This is a genomic window from Streptomyces sporangiiformans, from assembly GCF_005768555.2.
GTDB lineage: Bacteria > Actinomycetota > Actinomycetes > Streptomycetales > Streptomycetaceae > Streptomyces > Streptomyces sporangiiformans.
Genome location: NZ_VCHX02000175.1, coordinates 1 through 23457, shown reverse-complemented (window position 1 = coordinate 23457; position 23457 = coordinate 1). Strand labels below are relative to the sequence as shown.

At 70.9% G+C, this 23457-nt stretch carries 22 protein-coding genes and 1 pseudogene; 17 read left to right on the top strand and 6 right to left on the bottom strand.

The window, feature by feature from the left end; all coding sequences use genetic code 11:
* The first annotated feature begins 7 nt into the window (after positions 1 to 7).
* From FGD71_RS30715 to mug, 12 genes are all read left to right on the top strand, one after another.
* Positions 8 to 2575, top strand: a complete 2568-nt coding sequence (locus FGD71_RS30715; protein ID WP_119103810.1) for an ABC transporter permease — start codon at positions 8 to 10, stop codon at positions 2573 to 2575.
* 425 nt (positions 2576 to 3000) lie between these two features.
* Positions 3001 to 3414 carry a hypothetical protein gene (locus tag FGD71_RS30710; RefSeq protein ID WP_119103809.1) on the top strand — a complete coding sequence of 138 codons (414 nt, stop codon included), beginning with the start codon at positions 3001 to 3003 and terminating at the stop codon, positions 3412 to 3414.
* A complete protein-coding gene (locus tag FGD71_RS47585) occupies positions 3411 to 3692 on the top strand; it encodes a DUF485 domain-containing protein (protein WP_162931270.1) in 282 nt (93 codons plus the stop codon). Before FGD71_RS30710 ends, FGD71_RS47585 begins: the two co-directional genes overlap by 4 nt.
* Complete coding sequence (locus FGD71_RS30705; protein WP_162931269.1) at positions 3689 to 5293, top strand: solute symporter family protein; 1605 nt, start codon at positions 3689 to 3691, stop codon at positions 5291 to 5293. The genes FGD71_RS47585 and FGD71_RS30705 overlap by 4 nt, the downstream gene beginning before the upstream one ends.
* Before the next feature lie 190 nt (positions 5294 to 5483).
* Positions 5484 to 5909: a GNAT family N-acetyltransferase gene (locus FGD71_RS30700; RefSeq protein WP_119103807.1), complete on the top strand. Its 426-nt coding sequence runs from the start codon at positions 5484 to 5486 to the stop codon at positions 5907 to 5909.
* A 132-nt stretch (positions 5910 to 6041) separates the two neighbouring features.
* Positions 6042 to 7445 carry a hemolysin family protein gene (locus FGD71_RS30695; RefSeq protein WP_119103806.1) on the top strand — a complete coding sequence of 468 codons (1404 nt, stop codon included), beginning with the start codon at positions 6042 to 6044 and terminating at the stop codon, positions 7443 to 7445.
* Positions 7442 to 8455 carry a hemolysin family protein gene (locus FGD71_RS30690; protein WP_119103805.1) on the top strand — a complete coding sequence of 338 codons (1014 nt, stop codon included), beginning with the start codon at positions 7442 to 7444 and terminating at the stop codon, positions 8453 to 8455. The genes FGD71_RS30695 and FGD71_RS30690 overlap by 4 nt, the downstream gene beginning before the upstream one ends.
* Positions 8456 to 8538: 83 nt before the next feature.
* Complete coding sequence (locus tag FGD71_RS30685; RefSeq protein WP_119103804.1) at positions 8539 to 9321, top strand: SGNH/GDSL hydrolase family protein; 783 nt, start codon at positions 8539 to 8541, stop codon at positions 9319 to 9321.
* Between the two features lie 128 nt (positions 9322 to 9449).
* A complete protein-coding gene (locus FGD71_RS30680; protein WP_119103803.1) occupies positions 9450 to 9788 on the top strand; it encodes a DUF4326 domain-containing protein in 339 nt (112 codons plus the stop codon).
* Between the two features lie 47 nt (positions 9789 to 9835).
* Positions 9836 to 10342 carry a DUF6624 domain-containing protein gene (locus FGD71_RS30675; RefSeq protein WP_119103863.1) on the top strand — a complete coding sequence of 169 codons (507 nt, stop codon included), beginning with the start codon at positions 9836 to 9838 and terminating at the stop codon, positions 10340 to 10342.
* Between the two features lie 134 nt (positions 10343 to 10476).
* The gene (gene purB / locus FGD71_RS30670) at positions 10477 to 11919 is read left to right on the top strand and encodes an adenylosuccinate lyase (RefSeq protein WP_119103862.1); all 1443 of its coding nucleotides are present in this window, start codon (positions 10477 to 10479) and stop codon (positions 11917 to 11919) included.
* A gap of 44 nt (positions 11920 to 11963) precedes the next feature.
* Complete coding sequence (gene mug, locus FGD71_RS30665; RefSeq protein WP_119103802.1) at positions 11964 to 12461, top strand: G/U mismatch-specific DNA glycosylase; 498 nt, start codon at positions 11964 to 11966, stop codon at positions 12459 to 12461.
* A gap of 29 nt (positions 12462 to 12490) precedes the next feature.
* Here the strand turns inward: mug and FGD71_RS30660 are convergent, their stop codons facing one another.
* From FGD71_RS30660 to FGD71_RS30650, 3 genes are all read right to left on the bottom strand, one after another.
* The gene (locus FGD71_RS30660) at positions 12491 to 12934 is read right to left on the bottom strand and encodes a hypothetical protein (protein ID WP_119103801.1); all 444 of its coding nucleotides are present in this window, start codon (positions 12932 to 12934) and stop codon (positions 12491 to 12493) included.
* A gap of 61 nt (positions 12935 to 12995) precedes the next feature.
* Positions 12996 to 13718, bottom strand: coding sequence for an ABC transporter permease subunit (locus tag FGD71_RS30655; protein ID WP_119103800.1), 723 nt, complete (start codon positions 13716 to 13718; stop codon positions 12996 to 12998).
* A 2-nt stretch (positions 13719 to 13720) separates the two neighbouring features.
* A complete protein-coding gene (locus tag FGD71_RS30650; protein ID WP_119103799.1) occupies positions 13721 to 14683 on the bottom strand; it encodes an ABC transporter ATP-binding protein in 963 nt (320 codons plus the stop codon).
* A 108-nt stretch (positions 14684 to 14791) separates the two neighbouring features.
* Between FGD71_RS30650 and FGD71_RS30645 the strand changes: the two genes are divergently transcribed.
* The 3 genes from FGD71_RS30645 to FGD71_RS30635 all read left to right on the top strand — a co-directional run bounded on the left by FGD71_RS30645 (position 14792) and on the right by FGD71_RS30635 (position 17897).
* Positions 14792 to 15955 (top strand): sensor histidine kinase, encoded by a 1164-nt coding sequence (locus FGD71_RS30645; protein WP_119103798.1) that lies wholly within the window; start codon positions 14792 to 14794, stop codon positions 15953 to 15955.
* A 14-nt stretch (positions 15956 to 15969) separates the two neighbouring features.
* Entirely contained in the window at positions 15970 to 16638 is a 669-nt protein-coding gene (locus FGD71_RS30640; RefSeq protein WP_119103797.1) for a response regulator transcription factor, read from the top strand.
* 101 nt (positions 16639 to 16739) lie between these two features.
* Positions 16740 to 17897: an ROK family transcriptional regulator gene (locus tag FGD71_RS30635; RefSeq protein ID WP_119103861.1), complete on the top strand. Its 1158-nt coding sequence runs from the start codon at positions 16740 to 16742 to the stop codon at positions 17895 to 17897.
* Positions 17898 to 18035: 138 nt separating this feature from the next.
* On the opposite strand, the gene FGD71_RS30630 is transcribed toward FGD71_RS30635, so the two are convergent.
* The gene (locus FGD71_RS30630) at positions 18036 to 18797 is read right to left on the bottom strand and encodes a GntR family transcriptional regulator (RefSeq protein ID WP_119103796.1); all 762 of its coding nucleotides are present in this window, start codon (positions 18795 to 18797) and stop codon (positions 18036 to 18038) included.
* A gap of 189 nt (positions 18798 to 18986) precedes the next feature.
* The gene (locus FGD71_RS30625) at positions 18987 to 19877 is read right to left on the bottom strand and encodes an RNA polymerase sigma-70 factor (RefSeq protein ID WP_276147167.1); all 891 of its coding nucleotides are present in this window, start codon (positions 19875 to 19877) and stop codon (positions 18987 to 18989) included.
* Positions 19878 to 20119: 242 nt separating this feature from the next.
* Between FGD71_RS30625 and FGD71_RS30620 the strand changes: the two genes are divergently transcribed.
* Positions 20120 to 20950 carry an alpha/beta fold hydrolase gene (locus FGD71_RS30620; protein ID WP_119103794.1) on the top strand — a complete coding sequence of 277 codons (831 nt, stop codon included), beginning with the start codon at positions 20120 to 20122 and terminating at the stop codon, positions 20948 to 20950.
* Positions 20951 to 21043: 93 nt separating this feature from the next.
* On the opposite strand, the pseudogene FGD71_RS30615 reads toward FGD71_RS30620, so the two are convergent.
* Positions 21044 to 21817: pseudogene (locus FGD71_RS30615) on the bottom strand (DMT family transporter); the annotation flags it as partial.
* A gap of 95 nt (positions 21818 to 21912) precedes the next feature.
* Between FGD71_RS30615 and pdxR the strand changes: the two are divergent.
* Positions 21913 to 23367, top strand: a complete 1455-nt coding sequence (gene pdxR / locus FGD71_RS30610; RefSeq protein WP_119103793.1) for a MocR-like pyridoxine biosynthesis transcription factor PdxR — start codon at positions 21913 to 21915, stop codon at positions 23365 to 23367.
* Positions 23368 to 23457 lie beyond the last annotated feature (90 nt).

Sequence of the window (23457 nt, the reverse complement as noted above, 5' to 3'; positions counted from 1 at the left end):
GGCCGTCGTGCTGAAGGCGACACTCCGGAGTTTCCTCGCGCACAAAGGACGGCTGCTGCTCTCGGCGCTGGCCGTCACCCTGTCCGTGGCGTTCGTCGCGGGCAGCCTGATCTTCTCGGACACGGTGACCCGTACCTTCGACCGGCTCTTCGCGTCGACGTCGGCCGACGTGACCGTGCTGCCTCGGGACGACCTCGACTCGCAGATCCCCTCCGGGGCCACCGAAACCGTGCCCGCGAGCCTCGCGGACCGCATCGCCCGGGTGGACGGGGTCGCCGACACACATCTGGACGTGTCCGTCGAGAACGTCACCGTCGTCGACCGCGACAACGAGTCGGTGGGCCCCACCACGGGCGCGCCCACGATCGCCACCGGCTGGTACGTCACCGAGCGCAGCCCAGTGGAGCTGACGTCGGGCCACGCGCCGAAGAGCCCTGGCGAGGCGCTGATCGACGCGGACACGGCCGACAAGAAGGACGTGGGCATCGGTGACACGCTGACCGTGATCGCGCAGCCGGGTTCGTTCAAGGTGAAGATCGTCGGCATCGCCACCTTCACCACCACCAACCCCGGTGCGGCGCTCGTCTTCCTCGACATCCCGACCGCGCAGAAGGAGCTGCTGGGCCGGACAGGCGTGGCCACCAGCATCGCGGTCGACGCGGAGGACGGCGTGAGCGACGCGGTCCTCAAGCAGCGCATCACCTCCGAACTCGGCGCCGGAACCTATGAGGTGGAGACCGCCGGCGAACAGGCCGAATCCGCCACCGCCCAACTCGGCGGATTCCTCGATGTCATCAAGTACGTGATGCTCGGATTCGCCGGCATCGCGGTGCTGGTCGGGGTGTTCCTGATCGTCAACACCTTCTCCATGCTGATCGCCCAACGCACCCGTGAGCTGGGCCTGTTGCGCGCCCTCGGCGCCGACCGGCGGCAGGTGCGCCGGTCGGTGCTCACGGAGGCGACCCTGCTGGGCCTCGTGGGCTCCACGCTCGGCCTGGCCGCGGGGATCGGGCTCGCGCTCGGGCTGATCGAGCTCATGGGCGTGTTCGGCATGAACCTCAAGTCCACCGAGATGGTCATCGGCTGGGTGACTCCCTTCTCGGCGTACGTCGTCGGGGTCGGCGTCACCTTCGTCGCGGCCTATCTGCCGGCTCGGCGGGCGGCCGGGGTGTCGCCCATGGCCGCGCTGGCGGACGCCGAAATCGCCGGCATGGGACGGCCCTTGCGGGTCCGCGCCGTGGTGGGACTGATCGTCGGCGCGCTCGGCGCCGCCGCCCTGGTCGGATGCGTGACCGCCAAGGAGACCGCGTCCGCCTCCTCCCTGCTGCTCCTCGGCGTCGTGCTGACGCTGGTCGCGACGGTGATCGCGGGGCCACTCCTCGTACGTCCGGTGATCCGTGTCCTCGGCGGACTGTTCCCAGCGGTGTTCGGTTCGATCGGCCGGATGAGCCAGCGCAACGCGCTGCGCAATCCGCGCCGCACGGGTGCCACCGCGGCGGCGCTGATGGTCGGCCTCGCCCTGGTCGGGGGGATGTCCGTGGCGAGCGCGTCCATGACCGAGTCCTTCGACCAGCAGATCGACAAGACGCTGGGCGCCGACTTCGTCGTACAGAACAGCAACTTCCTGCCGTTCCCGCAGGAGGTCACCCAGAAGGTGCGCGACACGGACGGCGCGGGACTCGTCGTGCGCCAGCGGTTCGCACCGGTCGCGGTCCGCCTGCCGGACGGCAAGCGCGTCAAGACGACCGCCGCGGGCTACGACGCACAGCTCGACGACGTCGCCCACGTCACCTACGCGCGGGGCGACACGGCGGACGCGCTTGCGCCCGGGAACATCGCCATGGACGCCGGCTTCGCCAAGGACCACGACGTACGCGTCGGCAGCACGATCCGCGTCGACTTCCCGGCCGGCCGGAAGGCCGAACTGACGGTGGCCGCGCTCACCGACCAGGACTCCGCCGAGGGCTTCGGAATGCAGGGCGGGCTGTACTTCGGCTTCGAGACGATCGAGCGGTACGTGCCCGGCGGGCAGGACTCCGCGCTGTACGTGAACGCGGCCTCGGGCACCTCCGTCGACACGCTGCGCTCTCGCCTGGAGAAGACGCTCGATCCGTATCCGCAGGTGCAGGTGCGCGACCAGGCCGACTACAAGCAGCTGGTCCGTGACCAGATCGCCGTGCTGCTCTATCTGGTCTACGCCCTGCTGGGTCTGGCGATCGTGATCGCGGTACTCGGTGTGGTCAACACCCTGGCCCTGTCGGTCGTGGAGCGCACGCGCGAGATCGGGCTGCTGCGGGCGATCGGCCTGTCTCGGAGGCAGTTGCGGCGGATGATCCGTCTGGAGTCGGTGGTGATCGCCGTGTTCGGCGCGGTGCTCGGGCTCGCGCTCGGGCTGGTGTGGGGCGTGTGCGTGCAACAGGTCCTGGCACTGCAGGGCATGAAGGCGCTCGCGATCCCGTGGGGCACCATCATCGCGGTCGTGGTGGGCTCGGCGGTCGTGGGCATCGTGGCGGCGCTGCTGCCCGCGTTGCGTGCCTCGCGCATGAACGTGCTGGCGGCCATCGCACACGAGTGATCGGCTCGCCTTCGTCCTCAAGTGCCCTGGCAGCGAGGAGATTTCATGGCGGGGTGAGCGGCTGGTCGTCCTCATGGGGTCCTTGGACGGCCAGTGCCACCCGAATGAGGCACTGCGCGTGATGGGGAACGCAAAGTACGCAAGTACCTCGGATCGTTGCCGTCCACGCCCTTGTCGGCCCAGTGATCATTGCGGCACGGTTGGCGCCGATGAAGCGAGGACGCCGGATGGGCCTGACACGGCTCGGCCGGCGAACTGAGCGCATCGTTTCGGGGCAGGTCCGGTCCGTTTCGGTCTCACTCCTTGTCGAGCGTCTTCGTCACTGACACCGGCCCCCATCAGCGGGCCCGGAGAACGCGTGCGGCCACAAGCCCTCGTATGCCGCGCTCTCCCTCTTCCGCGCCACTCCTTGCCGAGGTGGACTCATGGATTCCCGCACGCCCTTCCCCGATCAAGACCCTCCCGCCGCTGCCGCCCTCTATCTCAGTGCTCTCGACCACGAACACCTCTACTCCGATGCGGAGTTGCGGCAGGCCGTCTCCCGCGCCCACGCGGCCGTCGGCCAACCGGCCGCACTCCTGGACCTGTACCGACGGTCCGTGCAGGAGGCCCACACCGCCGAGCTGGATGTCCGGGCGCAACGAAGATCCTGGGCCCTTCGCATGGCCCGGCACCTGGGCCTGGACGACGACCGGCCCTTGGCCGCGGCTCCGGCGCGGGCGCGGGCGGCCTGGGAGGAGCCCGTCATGGCCTTCTCCGAGCTGCCCCCGCGCAGGTATGAGACGTCACCGTCCGATCAGGGAGACTCGGGGACCTCCCCGGCCCCCGTCAGACCATGACGCTGCGCGAACTGCGTGCCGCACGCCGCCGCCCCGCCCGGGTCGCGGTCGCGGTCGTCGGCGCCCAGATGGCCGGCGTCGTCCTGGCCAACGAGGCGCCCGGTCTCATGGCGGTCTCCTGGGCGGGTCCGCTGAACCTCGGGCTCACGCTGGTCCTGGTGCAAGTGGTGATCACCGGCTCGGCGGTCCTGTGGTACACCCGGTATGCGCGGAACTCGCTGGACCCCATGGCCGCGCGTCACAGCGCCTCCTTCACGCAGTTGGAGAGCCACCGGTGAACTCCTTCCTCGCGCTCTCCGGTTCCGGTGGCATCTTCCCCGTCCTCGCCGCCTTCGTGCTCTGCGTCGTCCTTACGCTGTTTCTGTCGATCGGGTCGATCCTCCCCGAAGAGGACGAACTGAGCGGGTTCTACCTCGGTCAGCGGCGACTGTCGTCGCTGATCAACGGGCTGGCGATCTTCGGCGCCTACATGTCCGCGGCGGGGATGCTGGGCAATCCCGGTCTGATCGCACTCACGGGTTACGACGGCATCGCCTACGTGCTTGCGCCGATGGTCGCCTGGTCCGTACTGGTGCTGCTGGTCGCCCAGCCGTACCACAGCACCTCCCGGTTCACCATCGGCGACTCCCTTGCTCTGCGGCTGCACGCCCGGCCCGCGCACCTGGCGGCAGGCATCACAAGCGTGGTCGTCTGCCTGCTCTATCTGACCGCCCAGCTCGTCGGAGCGGGAACGCTCGCGGCGACGGTCCTGGGCATGGACGGAGACGGCGCCCAGCGGATCGTCGTGGCCGGACTCGGTCTTCTGATGGTTCTCTACGTCATCATCGGCGGCATGCGGGCAGCGACCCTGGTGCAGGGCATCAAAGCCGTAGTACTCCTCGCCACAGGTCTGTTCGTCGTACTGGCCGTCCTGTCGGAGTTCGGCTGGAGCCCGGCCCGCTTGCTGGACGCGGCCGTCCTGCGGAGCGGCTTCGGTGACCCCTTCCTGGAACCCGGCATTCGCTTCCACGACCGCACCAACAAGATCGACTCGGTCAGCCTGCAACTGGCGTTCGTGCTCGGGGCGGCCGCCCTGCCACACGTCCTGATGCGTATCGGAACGGTCTCCAGCGGACGCAGAGCCCGTAAGTCGGCCGCGTGGGCGGCCTGCCTGGTCATCGTCTTCACCCTGTTCGAGGTGGTGACGGGTCTGGGTTCCGCGGCGCTGATCGGCTCGAAGTCCATCGCCGAAGACGCTGCCTCCGGCAACACGGCCGTACTCCTGCTGGCGGAGCACCTGGGCGGATCGTTCCTGCTCACCGTGGTCTCCTGCGTCGCCTTCGTCACGATCATGGCCGTCGTCGCCGCTCTCACGCTCACCGCGGCGACGTCCCTGGCCCATGACGTCTACGGTGCGACGATCATGAAGGGAAGAGCATCCGAGAAGAGCGAACTCGTCGTGGCCCGGCTGGGCGTGGGGCTGATCGGTGTGGCGGCGATCGCCCTGTCGATGATCGCCCAGCACCTCAACATCGCCTTCCTGGTCAGCCTCGCCTTCGCCATCGCGGCCTCCGCGATCCTGCCCGCGCTGCTGTTCAACCTGTGGTGGAAGGGCTTCACGACCAGGGGAGCGGTCTGGAGCATGTACGGCGGCCTGCTGGTCGCCGTGCTGCTGACGACGCTGTCCCCGGCGGTCTCGGGGAACCCGACGGCGCTGCTGCCCGGCACGGATTTCGCGGTGTTCCCCTTGCGAAACCCCGGTCTCATCTCCATTCCCGTGGGATTCCTGCTCGGCTGGGCCGGGTCGGTTCTCGACCGGCGCCAGCCGGGCGGGGCCGACTACACGGAGACCGAGATCCGTGTTCTCACCGGCGCAGGCACGGGACGTCGCGACAGTTGACCCAGTGGCTCGCGCCGCGCTCGGGCGGCACAGGACACGCCCTGAGCACGACGACGATCGCGCCCAGCCACCCGAGCCGGGTGCCGGACGCAGAATCGAGCGTCAAATGAGCGTGACCGAGCGCCACTTCGGCATCCTCGGAACGGCAAACCGTTCGCCAGACGAGCCGGCGCTCTGCTTGGCTCGCCCCATGAGCGATCTCCACATCCGCTGCGCCACCCTCTCCGACCTCGACACCGTGTTGCGGTTCTGGGGCGAAGCCGCCGAAGGAACGAGCATCAGCGACGACCAGGACGGAGTCGCCCGCCTCATCAGGACAGACCCCGAAGCCCTGCTCCTCGCAGAGCGTGACGACCTCCTCGTGGGGACCGTGATAGCCGGCTTCGACGGATGGCGCTGTCATCTGTACCGGCTCGCGGTGCATCCGCAGCAGCGGCGGCGGGGCGTCGGTTCGGCGCTCCTCGCCGCGGCGGAGGAGCGATTCGTACGCCTCGGCGGGCGCCGTGGCGACGCCATGGTGCTGCAGCGGAACGAGACAGCCCAACATGCGTGGCGAGCGGCGGGGTACACACCCGAGGAGCGGTGGCGGCGGTGGGTGAAGCCGCTCGGTGAGTGAGTCCACCCCCGACGAAAGGTGTGATCGTCCGCCCATGGGCGAGCCCTCCGGTACCCGGCAGCACGGCATCCCGCCCCGCCGGCACCGTGCGATCCTTCCGCCCCTGGCCGACCATGGGACGGAGGTGACCCGATGACCGAAGTACTCCTCCTCGCCGTGGCCATCCTGCTCTCGCTGGCTTGTGGCGCTTTCGTCGCGGCCGAGTTCTCGCTGACCACGGTCGAGCGCAGCGAGCTGGAGCGGGCCGTCGAGCGCGGCGAGGTGGGCGCTGCGGGCGCCCTCAAGGCCGTACGAAATCTCACCTTCCAGCTGTCCGGCGCTCAGCTCGGCATCACCGTCACCAACCTGGTCGTCGGTATGCTCGCCGAACCGTCCATCTCCAAGCTGATCGCGCGTCCGCTGGAGGCGCTCGGCGTGCCGCCCTCCGCGGTCCCGTCCATCGCGCTGGTGCTCGGGACGATTTTCTCGACGGTCCTGCTGATGGTCGTCGGCGAGCTCGTACCCAAGAACTGGGCGATCTCCTCACCGCTCGCCGTGGCCAAGCGGGTGGCGACGCCGCAGCGCTGGTTCAGCACCGCGTTCCACCCGTTCATCACTCACCTCAACAGCACCGCGAACCGTGTCGTACGCCGCTTCGGCATCGAGCCCTCGGAGGAGCTGGCCTCGGCCCGCGGACCGCAGGAGCTCATGGCCCTCGCCCGGCACTCCGCCAAACTGGGCGCTCTGGAGCCCGACACCGCCGAGCTGTTCGTGCGCACGCTGAACCTGGCGGATCTCACCGCGGAGAACGTGATGACGCCGCGGGTGCAGGTCATGGCCCTCGATGTCCAGGCGACCTGCGAGGACGTGGCGAACGCGACGCGGGCGACGGGACTGTCCCGCTTCCCCGTCTACCGCGGCACCCTCGACTCGGTCGTGGGCGTCGCGCACATCAAGGACGTCGTGGCCGTACCCGCCGAGCACCGGGCGCGCTGCCCCGTCTCGCAGCTGATGCGCGAACCCCTCCTCGTACCGGAGTCACTGACCGTCGACCGGCTCCTGGACCGGCTGTCCGGGAAGCGCACGATGGCCGTCGTCATCGACGAGTACGGCGGCACCGCCGGGGTCGCCACCCTGGAGGACATCGTCGAGGAGGTCGTCGGTGAGGTGCGGGACGAGCACGACCCGCACGAGACGCCCGATCTGGCCCCGGTCGGCACGGACGACGACCGGGCGCTGTACTCGGCCGACGGCGCGGTCCGCACCGACCAGCTCGCGCGGGTCGGACTGCGGGTGCCCGAGGGGCCCTACGAGACGCTGGCCGGCCTCGTCGCGACCGAGCTCGGCCGCATTCCCGCTGTCGGCGACTCCCTGGAGATCGTCGGCTGGCGGCTCGACGTGACGGACGCCTCCGGGCACCGGGCCGCTCGGGTGCTGCTCCACGCGCCGCTCGCCGAGGAGCAGGAGGAGCGGGAGGAGCGGGAGGAGCGGGAGGAGCGGCAAGGGCCGACGGAGCAGGAAGAGAAGAAGAAGAAGAAGGAGGAGGAGACGCGATGACCGCCGTACAACTGTTGATCGGTCTGGCGACGCTCGTCGTGAACGCCTTCTTCGTGGGCGCCGAGTTCGCCCTGATCTCGGTGCGGCGCAGTCAGATCGAGCCGCATGCGGATAAGGGCGATCGCCGTGCGCACAGCGTGTTGTGGGGGTTGGAGCACGTATCCGCCCTGATGGCGGCCGCACAACTCGGGATCACGCTGTGCACGCTGGTCCTGGGTGTGGTCGCGGAGCCTTCGATCGCGCATCTGCTGGAGCCTGTGTTCCACGCGGTGGGCGTGCCGGAGGGCGCCGGACACGCGGTGTCGTTCGTCATCGCGCTCACCCTGGCGACGTATCTGCACATGCTCCTCGGCGAGATGGTGCCGAAGAACATCGCGCTCGCCGAGCCGGTGCGCACGGCGCTGCTGCTGGGCCCGCCGCTGGTCGCGCTGTCCCTGGCGCTGCGTCCGGTGATCTTCACGATCAACGCCTTCGCGAACGGGCTGCTGAAGCTGTTGCGCGTCAAAGTGCGGGGCGAGGTGTCCGCGACCTTCTCGGACGACGAACTCGCCCGCCTGGTCCGGGACTCCACTGAGGCGGGCCTGATCGACGACCGCGCCCAGGAGAGGCTCCACGACGCCCTGGAACTGGGGCGCCGCCCTGTCCGGGACGTCGTGCTCCCGCTGGAAGGCGTGGTCTACGCGCGCGTGGGCGTCACACCGGAGGAGCTGGAAGCCCTGTCCGCCGAGTCCGGCTTCTCCCGCTTCCCCGTCGTGGACGACGGCCGCCGCATCGTCGGCTACCTCCATGTCAAGGACGCCCTGGACGCCATGCCCCGCGACCTCCCGTTCCGCATCCCGGACATGCGTTCCATCCCGCAGGTCCGCGAGAGCACGCCACTCGACGACGTCCTCACGGCGATGCGCCGCAGCCGTACGCATCTGGCGGCCGTGCTGGGGGGCGACGGGCTCCTCGCGGGGCTGGTGACGATGGAGGACGTCCTGCGGGAGCTGTTCGGGCAGTCGGCGTGATCGGGACAGGCCTGGCAAGTCCCTGACATGACAGGCAGCCGGCCGACCGATGGGTATGTGAATCAGATACCATCTCTGTCGCCATGGAGACGAATGCCACCTACACCAGTCTTGTCGCAATCGGCGACTCCTTCACCGAGGGCATGTCGGACCGGTTGCCCGACGGCTCTTATCGCGGCTGGGCCGATCTGCTCGCGGGGCGGATGGCCGCGCGGGCGCCCGGCTTCCGGTATGCCAATCTCGCGGTGCGCGGCAAGCTGATCGGGCAGATCGTCGCCGACCAGGTGGACGTGGCGGCGGCGATGCAGCCGGACGTGATCACGCTGGTGGGCGGGCTCAATGACACGTTGCGGCCCAAGTGCGACATGGGCCGGGTCCGTGGGCTTCTGGAGGAGGCCGTCGAGCGTCTCGCCCCCTCGTGCAAGCAACTCGTCCTGATGCGCAGTCCGGGACGCCAGGGTCCGGTACTGGAACGGTTCCGGCCGCGCATGGAGGAGCTGTTCGCCTGCGTCGACGACCTTGCGTCCCGGCACGGCGCCCTGGTGGTCGACCTCTACGGAGCGCCCTCGCTCACCGATCCGCGCATGTGGGACGTGGACCGGCTGCATCTGACGTCCGAAGGGCACCGGCGGGTCGCGGAGGCGGTGTGGCAGACGCTCGGGTACGAAGCGCAGGACGCCGACTGGCGTACCCCGATGCCGCCCACGGCGCCGCCCGGGTGGAGCGCCCGCCTGACCGCCGACGTCCGCTTCGCCCGGCAGTATCTGCTGCCATGGATCGGACGACGTCTCACCGGCCGCTCCTCGGGAGACGGCCGCCCGCCCAAGCGCCCCGACCTGCTGCCGTACGACGGGCCGACGGCGTAGGCAGGGACGACGAGGGAGGGACCGGCCAGGAAGGGGTCGGCGGCCCGCCCCACGAAGGACCCGGTGGCGCGGGCGGACCACGTGTCGCATGATCGGCTCGTCGCCCGGCGCAGCGAAGGGAGCCTCGCGTGACCACCACCGTGATCAACCTCAAGGGCCGCATGCAGGACTTCGGCCCCCGACTGGAGCACGCCCCCGCTGACCTCGTCTACGTCGGCCGCCGCTGGACCAGGGGCGGCTGGGACCTTCCCGAGCACCCGCTCAACAACCCGTTCAACCCCGACAGCGCCAAGAAGAAGCGGGACGGCACCCGCGCCGAGGTCATGGCCAAGTACCGGGCGTACCTCCTCGAACGCCCCGAACTCCTCGACCTGGTGCCCGAGCTGCGCGGCAAGACGCTGGCCTGCTGGTGCACCCCCGAACTGTGCCACGCCGACATCCTCGCCGAGCTCGCCGACGCCTCCTAGGGTTGCGGGCGGAAGCCCAACGCACCGACCTGACCTGGGAGTTGAAAGTGACGCACGATGTTGCCGCGCTGGCGGAGGAGCTCGTGAGCATGGCTGCGGCGGACAACCAGACCTCAGTCCAGGCGAACAGCGAGGACCCGCAGGCGCAGTTGGCATGGCGCCGCCTGACGGCGGAGCACGGCGACCGGCTGAACGAGATCATGGACGAGATCGGCTGGCCGACGGCGGAACTGGTCGGCGAGGAGGCCGCACGCGCGGCGTGGCTGATCGCACAGCACTCCGACCGGCAGCTCGACGTCCAGCGACGCGCGCTCCGCCTGATGGAGCAGGCTGTGGCGGCGGGTGCGGCAGGCCCCCGCGAACTGGCCTTCCTGCGCGACCGCACATTGGTCAACGAGGGTCACAAGCAGGTCTACGGCACACAGATCGCCGGCGTACGGGACGGCTCGCCCGTTCCGTGGCCCTGTGAAGCCCCGGAGCGCATGGACGAGCGGCGCACGGAAGTCGGCATCGAGCCCTTCGACGAGTACGTCGCCAAGTTCTCGGTGGCCTGAACAACCGGTGGGCAGTGGGGCGGCCCACAGGACCGGCCGCCCCACCGCCCACCGGCCGCGGGCCTCTGACCTGCACCTTATGGAGTGAGTGGGCGTGCATGGGCCGCGCCGGCCGGCAGGTAAACTCCGTACACGTGACTCCCGCGCCCGCAAAGCCCCGTATCCCGAACGTCCTCGCCGGCCGCTATGCCTCGGCCGAGCTCGCCACCTTGTGGTCCCCCGAGCAGAAGGTGCGGCTGGAGCGTCAGCTCTGGCTCGCTGTGCTGCGGTCGCAGAAGGACCTCGGGATCGAGGTGCCGGATGCCGCCCTCGCCGACTACGAGCGCGTCCTCGACCAGGTCGACCTGGCTTCGATCGCCGAGCGTGAGAAGGTCACGCGGCACGATGTGAAGGCGCGGATCGAGGAGTTCAACGACCTCGCCGGGCACGAGCACGTGCACAAGGGCATGACCTCCCGCGATCTCACGGAGAACGTCGAGCAGCTGCAGATCCGGCTCTCGCTGGAACTGATGCGCGACCGCACGGTGGCCGTCCTGGCACGGCTCGGCAAGCTGGCCGGTGAGTACGGCGAGCTGGTCATGGCCGGCCGCTCGCACAATGTCGCCGCGCAGGCCACCACGCTCGGCAAGCGCTTCGCGACCGCCGCCGACGAGCTGCTCGTCGCGTACGGCCGGGTCGAGGAGCTGCTCGGCCGCTACCCGCTGCGGGGCATCAAGGGCCCGGTCGGAACGGCTCAGGACATGCTCGACCTGCTGGGCGGCGACGCCTCGAAGCTCGACGAGCTGGAGCAGCGGATCGCCCGGCACCTGGGCTTCACGCAGGCGTTCACCTCGGTCGGCCAGGTCTACCCGCGCTCGCTCGACTACGAGGTCGTCACCGCCCTGGTGCAGGTGGCCGCGGCTCCGTCCTCGCTCGCGAAGACGATCCGTCTGATGGCCGGGCACGAGCTGGTGACCGAGGGTTTCAAGCCGGGTCAGGTCGGCTCCTCGGCGATGCCGCACAAGATGAACACCCGCTCCTGCGAGCGTGTCAACGGCCTGATGGTGATCCTGCGCGGCTATGCCTCGATGACGGGCGAGCTGGCGGGCGACCAGTGGAACGAGGGCGACGTGTCCTGCTCGGTGGTGCGCCGTGTCGCGCTGCCCGACGCGTTCTTCGCGCTGGACGGCCTGCTGGAGACGTTCCTCACGGTGCTGGACGAGTTCGGTGCCTTCCCCGCGGTCGTGGCCCGCGAACTGGACCGCTATCTGCCGTTCCTCGCCACGACGAAGGTGCTGATGGGTGCGGTACGAGCGGGTGTCGGGCGTGAGGTCGCGCACGAGGCCATCAAGGAGAACGCCGTCGCCTCCGCCCTCGCGATGCGCGAGCGGGGCGCCGAGCGCAACGAACTGCTGGACAAGCTCGCCGCCGACGACCGGATCCCGCTGGACCGGGCCGGGCTCGAGGCACTGATGGCCGACAAACTGTCCTTCACCGGCGCGGCCGCCGGCCAGGTGACCGCGGTCGTCGGCCGGATCGAGGCCATCGTGAAGCAGCACCCGGAGGCCGCGGGCTACACGCCGGGGGCGATCCTCTGACGCGTCTGACCTCCGCGGACCTGGAGGCCGCCCGCGACCGGCTCGTGCCGGATGTCGTCGCGGACGGTCTCCGCGTTCTGTTCTGCGGCATCAATCCGGGGTTGATGACAGCGGCCACGGGCCACCACTTCGCTCGGCCCGGCAACCGGTTCTGGCCGGTACTGCATCTGTCCGGGTTCACGCCACGGCTGCTGAAGCCGTCGGAGCAGGGCGAGTTGCTGTCGCACGGGCTCGGGATCACGAACGTGGTGGCGCGGGCGACCGCTCGCGCCGATGAGCTGACGAACGAGGAGTACGCCGAGGGTGGGCGCCTGCTCACCGCCAAGGTCGAGCTGCTGCGGCCGCGGTGGCTGGCCGTGGTGGGCATCACCGCCTACCGGGCGGCGTTCAGCGACCGCAAGGCCGAGGTCGGCCCTCAGGTGCGGGCGATCGGTGAAACGCGCGTGTGGGTGCTGCCCAACCCGAGTGGACTGAACGCGCATTGGACGGCGGCGACGATGGCGGAGGAGTTCGCGCGGCTGCGCGTGGCCGCCGAGGCCTGACGCGCAGGGCGGACGCTCAGGGCGAACGCTCAGGGCGGGTCCATCTCCGTGACCACGGCCACGAGTTGGAAGGGCAGCTCCTTGTCCCACTGCGAGACGCCCAGGCCGACATAGCGTCCGCGGCCGTCTTCCTTCCACAGGTGTACGACCGGCACATGCGAGCTGAGCACCGCCCAGGGCTCAGGTATGTCCTCGCCGTCCATGGACCGGTTGAAGACACTCCACAGGCTGAAGACCTGCGGCGCTCCCCAGCGTTCGGTCAGCCGCTCCGACAGGCCGTCCCTGTCCAGCTCGTACTGCGTCTCGGTCTCCTCCCGTTCCGTACCGTCGTCCTCCCAGAAGTCGGCGCTCGTTTGTAACTCCGCTATGTAGTACCCGGGGCCTTCGGTGCCCACGTCCGACCTGCCGTGCTCCGCGGGGAAGTCCCGGGTGCACAACAGGTCGATCGTGGCGAGGTGCCGCGCGATGCTCATGTGATCCAGTAAAGCCCGTCCCACTGACAATGGGCAGCGCCTCAGCAGGGGTGACGCTCACTCACGCATCGCGGCGGCGCACGCTCCACGCCCCCGCCAGCAGCGCGGCCGCCGTCCAGCAGGCGGTCACCGCCAGCCCGGTCCACGGCCCCAGGGCTCCCTCGGACGTCTCGTGGAGCACCACCTGCCCCGCCTTGTCGGGCAGGAAGTCGGCGACGCTGCCGGAGAGATCCCCGATGACGAAGGAGACGAGCAGCAGGAACGGGACGAGGATGCTCAGCGTGGCCACGCCGCTGCGGAGCAGGGCGGTCAGCCCGGCCGCGAACAAGGCCATCAGGGCGAGGTAGATCCCGCATCCCACAGCGCCGCGCAGCCCCTCGCCCCAGCTCAACCCGCTCCCCTTGTCACCGAGGACGGCCTTGCCCACGGCGAGGCTGACGCATCCGGTGAGAAGGCCGACGCCCAGGACCGCGACGCCGACCACCGTCGCCTTCGCCGCGTACCACCGCCCCCGGTGGGGCACTGCGGCCAGCGATACCCGCAGCGCACCCCCCTGGAACTCGGACGAGACGGCCAGCGCGCCGAACGCGATCGCCGCGGTCTGCCCGAAGCTGACTCCGAAGAGCGCCGAGAACAGCGGGTCGAAATCCGTGCCGTCGGTGTCGAGCGCGGCGAGAGCGGAGAAGGCCGCGGTGACGACGAGGATCGCGCACAGCCCCGCGACCAGCGACCGCAGCGTACGGATCTTGATCCACTCCGAGTGGAGTACGGGTGCGAACGGCACGGTCAGGCCTCCTGCGGCTGGGTCGGAGACGGGCACTGGGAGGGGGACTGGGCGGAGAACTCGGCTGCCGAGGCCGTCAGATCGAGGTAGGCCTGCTCCAACGTGCCTTCCTCCGCCGCGAGTTCGAGAATGGGCACACCCGCCGCCGAGGTGAGACGGCCGATGTCGGCCACGCGCGCGTGGTGCACGATCCACCGCTCGCCGTCTCCGTCACCCTCGCCCTCCACGGCGTCGTATCCGTGCCGGGCGAGCACGTCCCGCAGCGCCGCGCCGTCCGTGGTGCGCACTCGTACGCGGGGCTGTACGCGCGCGTGGATGAACTCCCGCATCGGCATGTCGGCCAGCAGGCGGCCGCGGCCGAGGACGACGAGGTGGTCGGCGAAGGAGGCGGTCTCGTTCATCAGATGGCTGGAGACGAGCACGGTGCGGCCCTCGCGGGCCAGCCCCCGCATCAACTCCCGGATCCAGATGATGCCTTCGGGGTCGAGCCCGTTCGACGGCTCGTCGAGCAGTACCACCGGTGGGTCGCCCAGGAGAGCGGCGGCGATGCCCAGGCGCTGGCGCATGCCCAGGGAGTACGTCTTGACGCGGCGCCGGGCGACCGACGCGAGCCCCGCCTCCTCCAGGACCTCGTCCACACGGGGTTCCGGGATGCGGTTGCTCGCGGCGAGGGCGCGCAGATGGTCGCGGGCGGTGCGCGATCCGTGCGCGGCCTGCGCGTCGAGCAGCGATCCGACGTGGCGCAGCGGCTCGTCGAAGGTCGTGTACGGGCGGCCGCCGAGGGTGGCGGTTCCGGACGTCGGCCGGTCCAGGCCGAGCACCAGGCGCATGGTCGTGGACTTGCCGGCGCCGTTGGGGCCGAGGAAGCCGGTGACCCGGCCCGGCGCGACGCTGAAGGTCAGCCGGTCCACGGCGCGTGTGGCGCCGTACTCCTTGGTGAGGTCTTGGACGTCGATGCTGGTCATGGCTCAAGGCTGGCGGTCGGGCCGGGGTCGGGGCCTCCCCCGCCCGAGGAGAGCGCCTCCCTCGCTCGGGGGAGGCCCGTTGTCAGTGGCGGCTGTCACGATGACGGAATGACCCGCCTGCTGCGCCCGCTGATCAGCGGGACGACGTACACCCGTCTGCTGCACCTGTGGGTTCCCATGCTGTTCGTCAGCGTGTGGATGTTCATCGACCAGACCAAGCCATGGGTGCCCGCGCTCGTGCTGCTTCCGCTGGGCCTGATCCCGGCCGTGCGCCTGGGCGAGGGTGTGCAGGCGCAGTTACTGCTGACGCCGGGCGAACAGGGCCGCCAGGACGCGTCGATCACGGTCGCGCCCTCTGCCACCTGGCGGGACCGGCTGCGGACCGTGGTGTGGCTGGAAGCGCGCATGGCCCTCGGGTGGGTGGCCGGAATAGCCAGCGTCTGGCTGCCGGTCCTCGCCCTGGTGCTGGCCCAGCTCCCCTTCGGCCATGTGCCGGACGATGTCCCGATCCTCTCGGACGCGCGGCCTCACTGGGCATACGCGCTGTTCGTGCCGTTGCCGCTCATCGTCCTGTACGGGACGGTGGTCGGTCTCGGCGAGCTGATCACGGCCATCGCGCGGCGTCTCCTCGGGCCCTCGGCCGCCGAGCGGCTGACGGCTCTGGAGGAACGCACCGAGCGGCTTTTGGAGCGCACACGCATCGCCCGGGAGTTGCACGACTCGATCGGCCACGCGCTGACCGTGGCCGTGGTGCAGGCGGGTGCCGCGCGGGCGGCGGGCGACCCTGCGTTCACCGACCGGGCCCTGGGCGCCATCGAGGACACGGGCCGAGCCGCGCTGGAGGACCTGGAGCGGGTGCTGAGCGTGCTGCGCGAGTCGGAGCGGCCCGTGAGCGGCCGCCCGACGCTGGCCGAGGCCGACCGGCTCCTGGAGTCGGCGCGCGCCTCCGGGGCGAAGGTCGACGCCGAGGTGACGGGGCCTTTGGCGAGCGTGCCGGGCCCGGTCTCGCGCGAGGGCTATCGCATCCTGCAGGAGTCGCTCACCAATGTGCTGCGGCATGCGGGGGCCGTGCCCGTCCGGGTCCGTATCGCGGTCAAGGACCAGGCCCTGTCTCTTGAGGTGCGCAATCCGCTGACGGCGGAGATATACGGGGCAGGCGCGGGCAGCGGTCTGCGGGGTATGAGGGAGCGCGCCGCGCTGCTCGGCGGCGAGGCTCGGACCGGCCCGGACGAGGGCGACTGGCAGGTGCATGTCCAGCTGCCGATGCGCTGATCTACCCTGGCCGGGTGCCGATCACCGTTCTGCTCGTCGACGACGAACCTCTCGTACGAGCGGGTCTGCGTGCCGTCCTGTCGGCGCAGCCCGACATCGAGGTCGTCGGCGAGGCTGCCGACGGCGCCGCGGTGATCCCGCTGGTGCGGCAGCTGCGCCCGGACGTCGTCGCCATGGATGTGCGCATGCCGCTCCTGGACGGCATCGAGGCCACGCGCGCTGTGCTGCGGACCGTGGACCCGCCACCGAAGATCCTCGTGGTGACGACCTTCGAGAACGACGAGTACGTCTACGAGGCGCTGCGCGCGGGCGCGGACGGGTTCCTGCTGAAGCGGGCGCGGCCCGCGGAGATCGTGCACGCGGTGCGGCTGGTCGCCGAGGGCGAGTCGCTGCTGTTCCCGGCCTCGGTGCGGCAGCTCGCCGCCGAGTACGGGGACGGTGAGAGGGACGGGAATCCAGCGGCCCGAGCGGCGCTGGAGCGGGCGTCGCTGACCGAGCGCGAGGCCGAGGTGCTGCGGCTGATGACCCGGGGGCTGTCGAACGCGGAGATCGCCGCGCAGCTGATCGTCGGGACCGAGACGGTGAAGTCCCACGTCAGCGCCGTACTGGCGAAGTTGGGGGCCCGGGACCGGACGCAGGCGGTGATCGCGGCGTACGAGTCGGGGTTCGTGGCGCCCGGCTGATCATGGTCGGCGGCCAGGAGGCCGCCTGCCTGCACTCGCCGGGGTCGGCCGCGCCGAGTACGATCCCCGCCAACACGCGCACGAGCTGGGAGGACGGGGCTGTGGGACGGCTGACCGGTGGGGATCCCTCTCTGCTGCGCAGGATCAACTCCGCGGTGGTGCTGCACGCGCTGCGCGCCACGGACTTCGCGACCCTCACCGAGATCACCCGTGTGACCGGACTGTCCCGGCCCACCGTCGAGGGCGTCGTCGAGGGGCTCGTCGAGGCCGGTCTCGTCGTCGAGACGGCGGCCGAGGAGGGCGCCGCCCGGCGCCAGGGCCGGCCCGCGCGCCGGTACCGTTTCCGTGCGGAGGCGGGCCATCTGCTGGGCCTCGATGTCGGGCCGCACCAGGTGGCCGTGCTCCTCGCGGACCTGGACGGCCGGATCCTGGGCACCACGGCCAAGGAAGTCGACGAGACGGCTTCGGCGGACGAACGGCTCGACCGGCTGCGTGCCGCCGTCGCCGAGCTGCTGCGCCGCGCGGGCGTCGCCCGCGGTTCCCTGCGGGCTGTCGGCGTGGGCACACCCGGCATCGTCGAGGCGGACGGCACCGTGCGTCTGGGCACGGCGCTGCCGGAGTGGACGGGCCTGCCCCTGGGCGAGCGGCTGCGCCGCTCTTTCAAATGCCCGGTCCTGGTAGAGAACGACGCCAACGCCGCGGCGGTCGCCGAGCACTGGAAAGGCGCGGCCACCGAGTCCGACGACGTGGTGTTCGTGCTCGCCGGGCTGAGCCCGGGCGCCGGGTCGCTGATCGGCGGACGTCTGCACCGGGGTTACGGGGGCGCGGCCGGCGAGATCGGCGCGCTGCATCTGCTGGGGCGCGAGGCGACTCCGGAGACCTTGCTGTCCACGACCGGCGAGCCGTTGCATCCGCTGGATGAGCAGGCGGTCGCGGCGGTCTTCGCGCAAGCGCGTGAGGGCGACCAGCGCGCCCGGGCAGCCGTCGACCGCTTCATGCAGCGTCTGGTGCACGACGTGGCCGCGCTCGTTCTGGCCCTGGACCCGGAGCTCGTCGTGATCGGCGGCTGGGCGGCGGGCATGGACGGTGTACTGGAGCCGCTGCGCAAGGAGTTGGCGCGCTACTGTCTGCGGCCGCCGCGGGTCGTGCTGTCCCTCCTGGGCGAGGCCGCCGTGGCGACGGGGGCGCTGCGCCTCGCACTCGACCACGTGGAGGAGCAACTGTTCGCGGTGGAGGGCACGGTGACAGCACGTCGCTGAGGGGCACCGCGATCCGCCGCGCCTCGGTGCGCCACGCTGGGATCCATCACGCCGCGATCCGTCACGCCCCGGAGATCCTCCGGGGCGCGAGAGTGAGCGAGAGGCTCGCGAGCGTGAGCGGTTCGGTCGGTGCGGCTCTCAGGAGGCCCGGCGCTCGGCGTCGTGGTGGATCTCCACGCCGCCCGTGTCGCCGAAGGTCAGTCGGCAGGTGTCGGCGCGGTACGTGGCGACGGAGAGCGCCGCGGTGTGTCCCTGAGCGAGGAAGCGGGTGGTGACGACGAGGACGGGGGCGCCCGGGAGCCGGTCGAGTTCCTTGGCGTCCTCCGCGCGGGCCGAGCCGAGTTCCACCGCACGGTCCTGGCCCTCCAACTCCAGCCGCTGGAGTTCGCGGAGCACGGCACGCGCGCGTGCCACTCCCGAGGGCGCGTCGATGCCGGAGAGCTCGGGCACCGACGAGGCCGGGATGTAGAGCAGTTCGGCGGCGACGGGCTGGCCGTGCGTCACCCGGGAGCGGCGCACGGTGAGTACCTGCTCGTCGTGGACGGTCTCCAGGATGTCGGCCACCGCCGTGGGCGGAACCGCCGCCGTGCAGTCGATGGGCTGCCAGGCGTCGCCGAACGCGCCCGGCCACGCGTGCTGCTCGGATTCCACGGCCACGCCCATGCGCGGCGGGGCCACGGTCGTGCCGACACCGCGACGGCGCTGCAGCCGGCCTTCGAGTTCGAGCTGCTCCAGAGCCTGACGGAGCGTGGCTCGGGCGACTCCGAAGCGTGCGGCGAGATCACGCTCATTGGGAAGGATCTCGCCCACCGAGAACTCGGAGTCCAGCGCCTCACTGAGCACGGTCCTGAGATGCCAGTACTTCGGCTCCGGCACCGTATCCAACTGCGTGGTCCCCACCCTGTCCTCCGCAATCCCCGTAACTCGGCTGTTTTTAAAGGCCTTATTTATTAAAGGTTCCTGCACTATGCCTTGCGACCATAGGACGGCCCCCACCCTTGGTCAAGACCAATCCACGATCCCACCCGTTACGGATCGCACAGGAGCGGTGCCGCTGAGCGTTCATGCGGCTGCTTACGAAACGACGGATCAGGCGTCGGCGAGGGCCAACAGCTTCTCCGGGTTGCGCACGATGTAGACGCACTGGATCCGGCCGTCGACGACGGCCACCTGGAACACGCTGTCGGGCTTGCCCGCGGACAGGGTCAGCAGCGCGGCGCCGCCGTTGATCTCCAGGAAGCGGAACGACATGTCCGGGATGCGCTTGCGGGAGACACCCAGAAGGAACCGGCCCACCTTGTCTGCCGACTCGATGACGTGCAGCGGAGCCTTGGCACGGCCGCCGCTGTCGCCCACCAGCCTCGCGTCCGGGGCCAGCAGGGACATCAGCCCCTCCAGGTCGCCCTCGAGCGCCGCGGCGAGGAACCGCTCGGTGAGGTCGCGCTGCAGGGAGGGGTCGACCTCGTAGCGCGGCCGCTTCTCGTCGACGTGCCTGCGGGCCCGCCCGGCCAACTGCCGCACCGCGGGCTCACCGCGTTCCAGGATGGCGGCGATGTCCGCGTACGGATACCCGAAGGCCTCCCGGAGCACGAATACCGCGCGCTCCAGTGGCGACAGGGACTCCAGGACGACGAGCACCGCCAGCGAGACGGAGTCGGCGAGCACGGTCCGCTCCGCCGCGTCCGGCACGGCGTCGCCGAAGTCGGTGACGTACGGCTCCGGCAGCCACGGCCCCACATAGGACTCGTTGCGCGACTGGATCTGACGCAGCCGGTCGATGGCGAGCCGGGTGGTGACGCGCACCAGGTAGCCGCGGGGCTCGCGCACCTCGGTACGGTCGGCGCCCGACCAGCGCAGCCACGCGTCCTGGACCACGTCCTCCGCGTCGGCCACCCGGCCGAGCATGCGGTAGGCGACGCCCATCAGGACGGGACGGTGCTTTTCGAAGACCTCGGTCGCGGTGTCGATGTCGGGAGCCACGGCACCATCCCATCCGACGAGACCGGTCGTGTCCAGGCGATACCGGCCGCGCCCGGCGGATCCGGCCGTAAGCAGGTCCAACTCCGGCCGTACGCGGGTCGAACCGAGGGCAACCTGGGTGTGCGCAGGACGCGTTGAGTGCGAACGGCCATCAGGTCGACGACCCCTGGGGCTACCCGCCGGTAGCAATTGCTGACAAGCTGTCTACAACTCGGCCCTGTCCCCAGACTAGGAGCAGTTCCATGTCCGCCACGGTCACCCTCACCGTCCCTTCCCCGCGCGGCCCGCGGTCCTTGCCTCTCTCGTACGCGCGCGTGGGGACCGGCGAACCGCTTCTGCTGCTGCACGGGATAGGCCACCACCGTCAGGCCTGGGACCCGGTCGTGGACATCCTGGCGGCCGAGCGCGACGTGATCGCGGTGGACCTGCCCGGCTGCGGCGACTCCCCCGCCCTCCCCGACGACTTCGCCCACGATCTGCCGACGATGAACACCGTGCTCGGTGCGTTGTGCGAGGCCCTGGAGCTGGAACGCCCGCATGTCGCGGGCAACTCCCTGGGTGGGCTGCTGGCCCTGTCGCTGGGCCGCGAGAAGCTCGTACGGTCCGTCACCGCGCTGGCGCCCGCGGGCTTCTGGTCGCCGGTCGAGCGGCGGTACGCCTTCGGCGTCCTGGTGGCGATGCGACAGGCCGCGCGGAACATGCCGCTGCCGGTGGTCGAGCGGTTGTCGCGTTCGGCGGCCGGGCGCGCGATGCTGACCAGCACCATCTACGCCCGCCCCGGGCGGCGTTCACCGGAGGCGGTCGTCGCCGAGACGCTCGCGCTGGCCAGGGCCGAGGGATTCTCCGAGACGCTGAGGACGGGCACTGCCGTCCAGTTCACGGAGGACATCCCCGGGCTGCCGGTCACGGTGGCGTGGGGCACTCGGGACCGGATCCTGGTGCGCCGCCAGGGGGTCCGTGCCAAGTACGTCATCCCGCACGCCCGGCTGGTCCGGCTGCCCGACTGCGGGCACGTCCCGATGAACGACGACCCGGCGCTCGTCGCGCGGGTCATCCTGGACGGCAGCCGCTGACCTCCGCGCCCGCAGGGTCGACGCACCCGATCCCAGGGCGACTCCGGCGCCCACCAGCGCGCTGCCCGCGGCCTGTGCCACCCCGTAGGAGCCGGTTCCGACGAGCGGGGCGGTGCAGGCCGCGGCGACGGGGATGAGGCCGGAGAAGAGCGTGGCGCGCTCCGCGCCGATCCGCTGCATGCCCATGTACCAGCAGACGAAGCCGATGACCGTGACAACCGCCGCCTGCCACAGCAGCGCGGCGAGTTCGCCGGTGTCCGGCGTACGCAGCCAGGCGCGGCCGTCGACGATCACCCCGGCCACCGCCGATTCGGCCGCCGCGAGTCCGCACACCGTGGCCGACATCAGCCGTGGTCCGAGCGGCCGCAGCACGGGCACGGCCAGAACCGCGAAGCCCACCTCTCCGAAGAGCGCGCACAAGGAGAAGGTGATGCCCATCCCGTCGGTGCGCCCCCACCCCTGGATCGCGAAAGCGCCGACCGCGACGAGCAACGCGCCGTACAGAACCAGGCGTTGGGGCCGACGACCGTCCATGAGAGGCACGAGAACGGCCACAACCACCGGTGCACAGCCCACGAAAACCCCCGGAACCGCGGGCTCCGCGGTGCGTTCGGCCGCGAGCACGGCGAGGTTGAAGCCGACCATGCCGACAGCCGCGAGCAGCGCGAGCCGTATCCACTGGCGCCGGGTCAGCTCCCGCAGCGGAGCCGCGCCGCCTCGTCCGACCACGGGCAGGAGCAGCAGGCAGGCCACCGCGTAGCGCAGGAACTGACCGCCCGCGTACGGGTAGTGGACCAGGACGCTGTTGGCCGTGAAGGAGCCTCCGACGAGGAGACAGGCGGTGGCCGCGAGCAGCGACCCGCTCATTCTCCCGCTCGCGGAGCCACTCGTGGCGCTGGTGGTGGTGGCGTTCATGGAGGCGACGCTATGAAGGACACCGGTCCGGTTTAAGGTCCACTTTCATGACGCCATCGGGGACCAATCCGGCCGCGTCCGGATCAGCGGCCTGGGCCGCCGCCTGGGAGTTGCTCCTGCCGGCCGCCGCGGCACCGGCACGCGCGCGTGGCCGTTCCCTGCAGGCGGCGCTGCGCGAGGCGGTGCGCTCCGGGCGACTGGTGCCCGGCACCCGGCTTCCGTCCAGCCGTGAACTCGCCGCCGATCTGGGGGTGTCCAGGGGGCTGGTCACGGAGGCGTACGAGCAGTTGACCGCGGAGGGCTATCTGCGCAGCGGCCGGGGCGCCGGAACCTGGGTGGGCGGCGCCGTGCGGGCCGCCCATCCGCGCGCGCGTGATCGCGCGCCCCGCTCCCTGGGCACCCGTGCCGACTTCCTTCCCGGCACCCCGGACCTGTCGCTGTTCCCGCGCGCGGCCTGGGCGGCCGCGCAGCGCGGAGTGCTCGCCGAACTGCCGCACCACACGCTGGGTTATCCCGATCCGCGCGGGCTGCCCCGGTTGCGTACGGCCCTCGCGGAACTGCTGGTCCGACGCCGGGGCGTGGTCGCGGACCCGGAACGGGTCCTGGTCGTCTCGGGCGTGGCGCAGGCGACGACGCTGCTCGGATTCGTGCTCCACGCGCGCGGGATGCGCACCATCGGCGTGGAGGACCCCGGAAGCCCCGAGCACGACTCCCTGTACACGTCGGCCGGCATCGGCACCGTGCCGCTGCCCCTGGACGACGAGGGGCTGGCGACCGGGCCGCTTCGGGACTCGGGTGTACGGGCGGTCGTGACGACGCCCGCGCACCAGTTCCCGTCGGGGATCGCGTACTCGGCGCGGCGGCGGGCGGAACTCCTCGACTGGGCGCGCTCCGCGGACGGAATCGTCATCGAGGACGACTACGACGGCGACTTCCGGTACGACCGGGCGCCGGTGGGCGCCCTCCAGGGGCTCGACCCCGAGCACGTGGCGTACACGGGGTCCGTCAGCAAGTCGCTGGCGCCAGGGCTGCGGCTCGGCTGGCTGCTGGTGCCCGCGTCGCTCACCGAGGAGGTCGTCGAACGCAAGCGCACTATGGACCTCGGCAATCCGGTCGTCGACCAGGCGCTCCTCGCCCGCTTCATGGAACGCGGCGACTACGACCGCCAGCTGCGCCGCTGCCAACGCGCCTACAGGGAACGGCGTGACACCCTCGTAGCCGCACTGGAGGAGCACTTTCCCGGCACCCGGGTGTCCGGGATCGCCGCCGGGCTGCATGCCATCGCCGCGCTGCCCCTCCGGTACGGCCCACCGGACCTTTTCCTGGAACGCGTGGCCGCGGCCGGTGTCGCCGTACGCCCTCTGAGGGACTTCACGCAGACGCCTGCCGAGGAGGAGTCGGTGCGGCTGGTACTGGGGTACGCGCATGTGTCGCCTGCGCGGATCAGGGAGGGGGTGCGGCTGATGGCTGAGGCGGTTGGTGGTCGACGGGCGGGCGGTTGACGGGTTTTTTCGCCCCCGCCGCCCCTACCCGTCCCATCCCGTTCCTGGGGGCTGCGCCCCCAGACCCCCGCTATCGGCCTGAACGGCCTC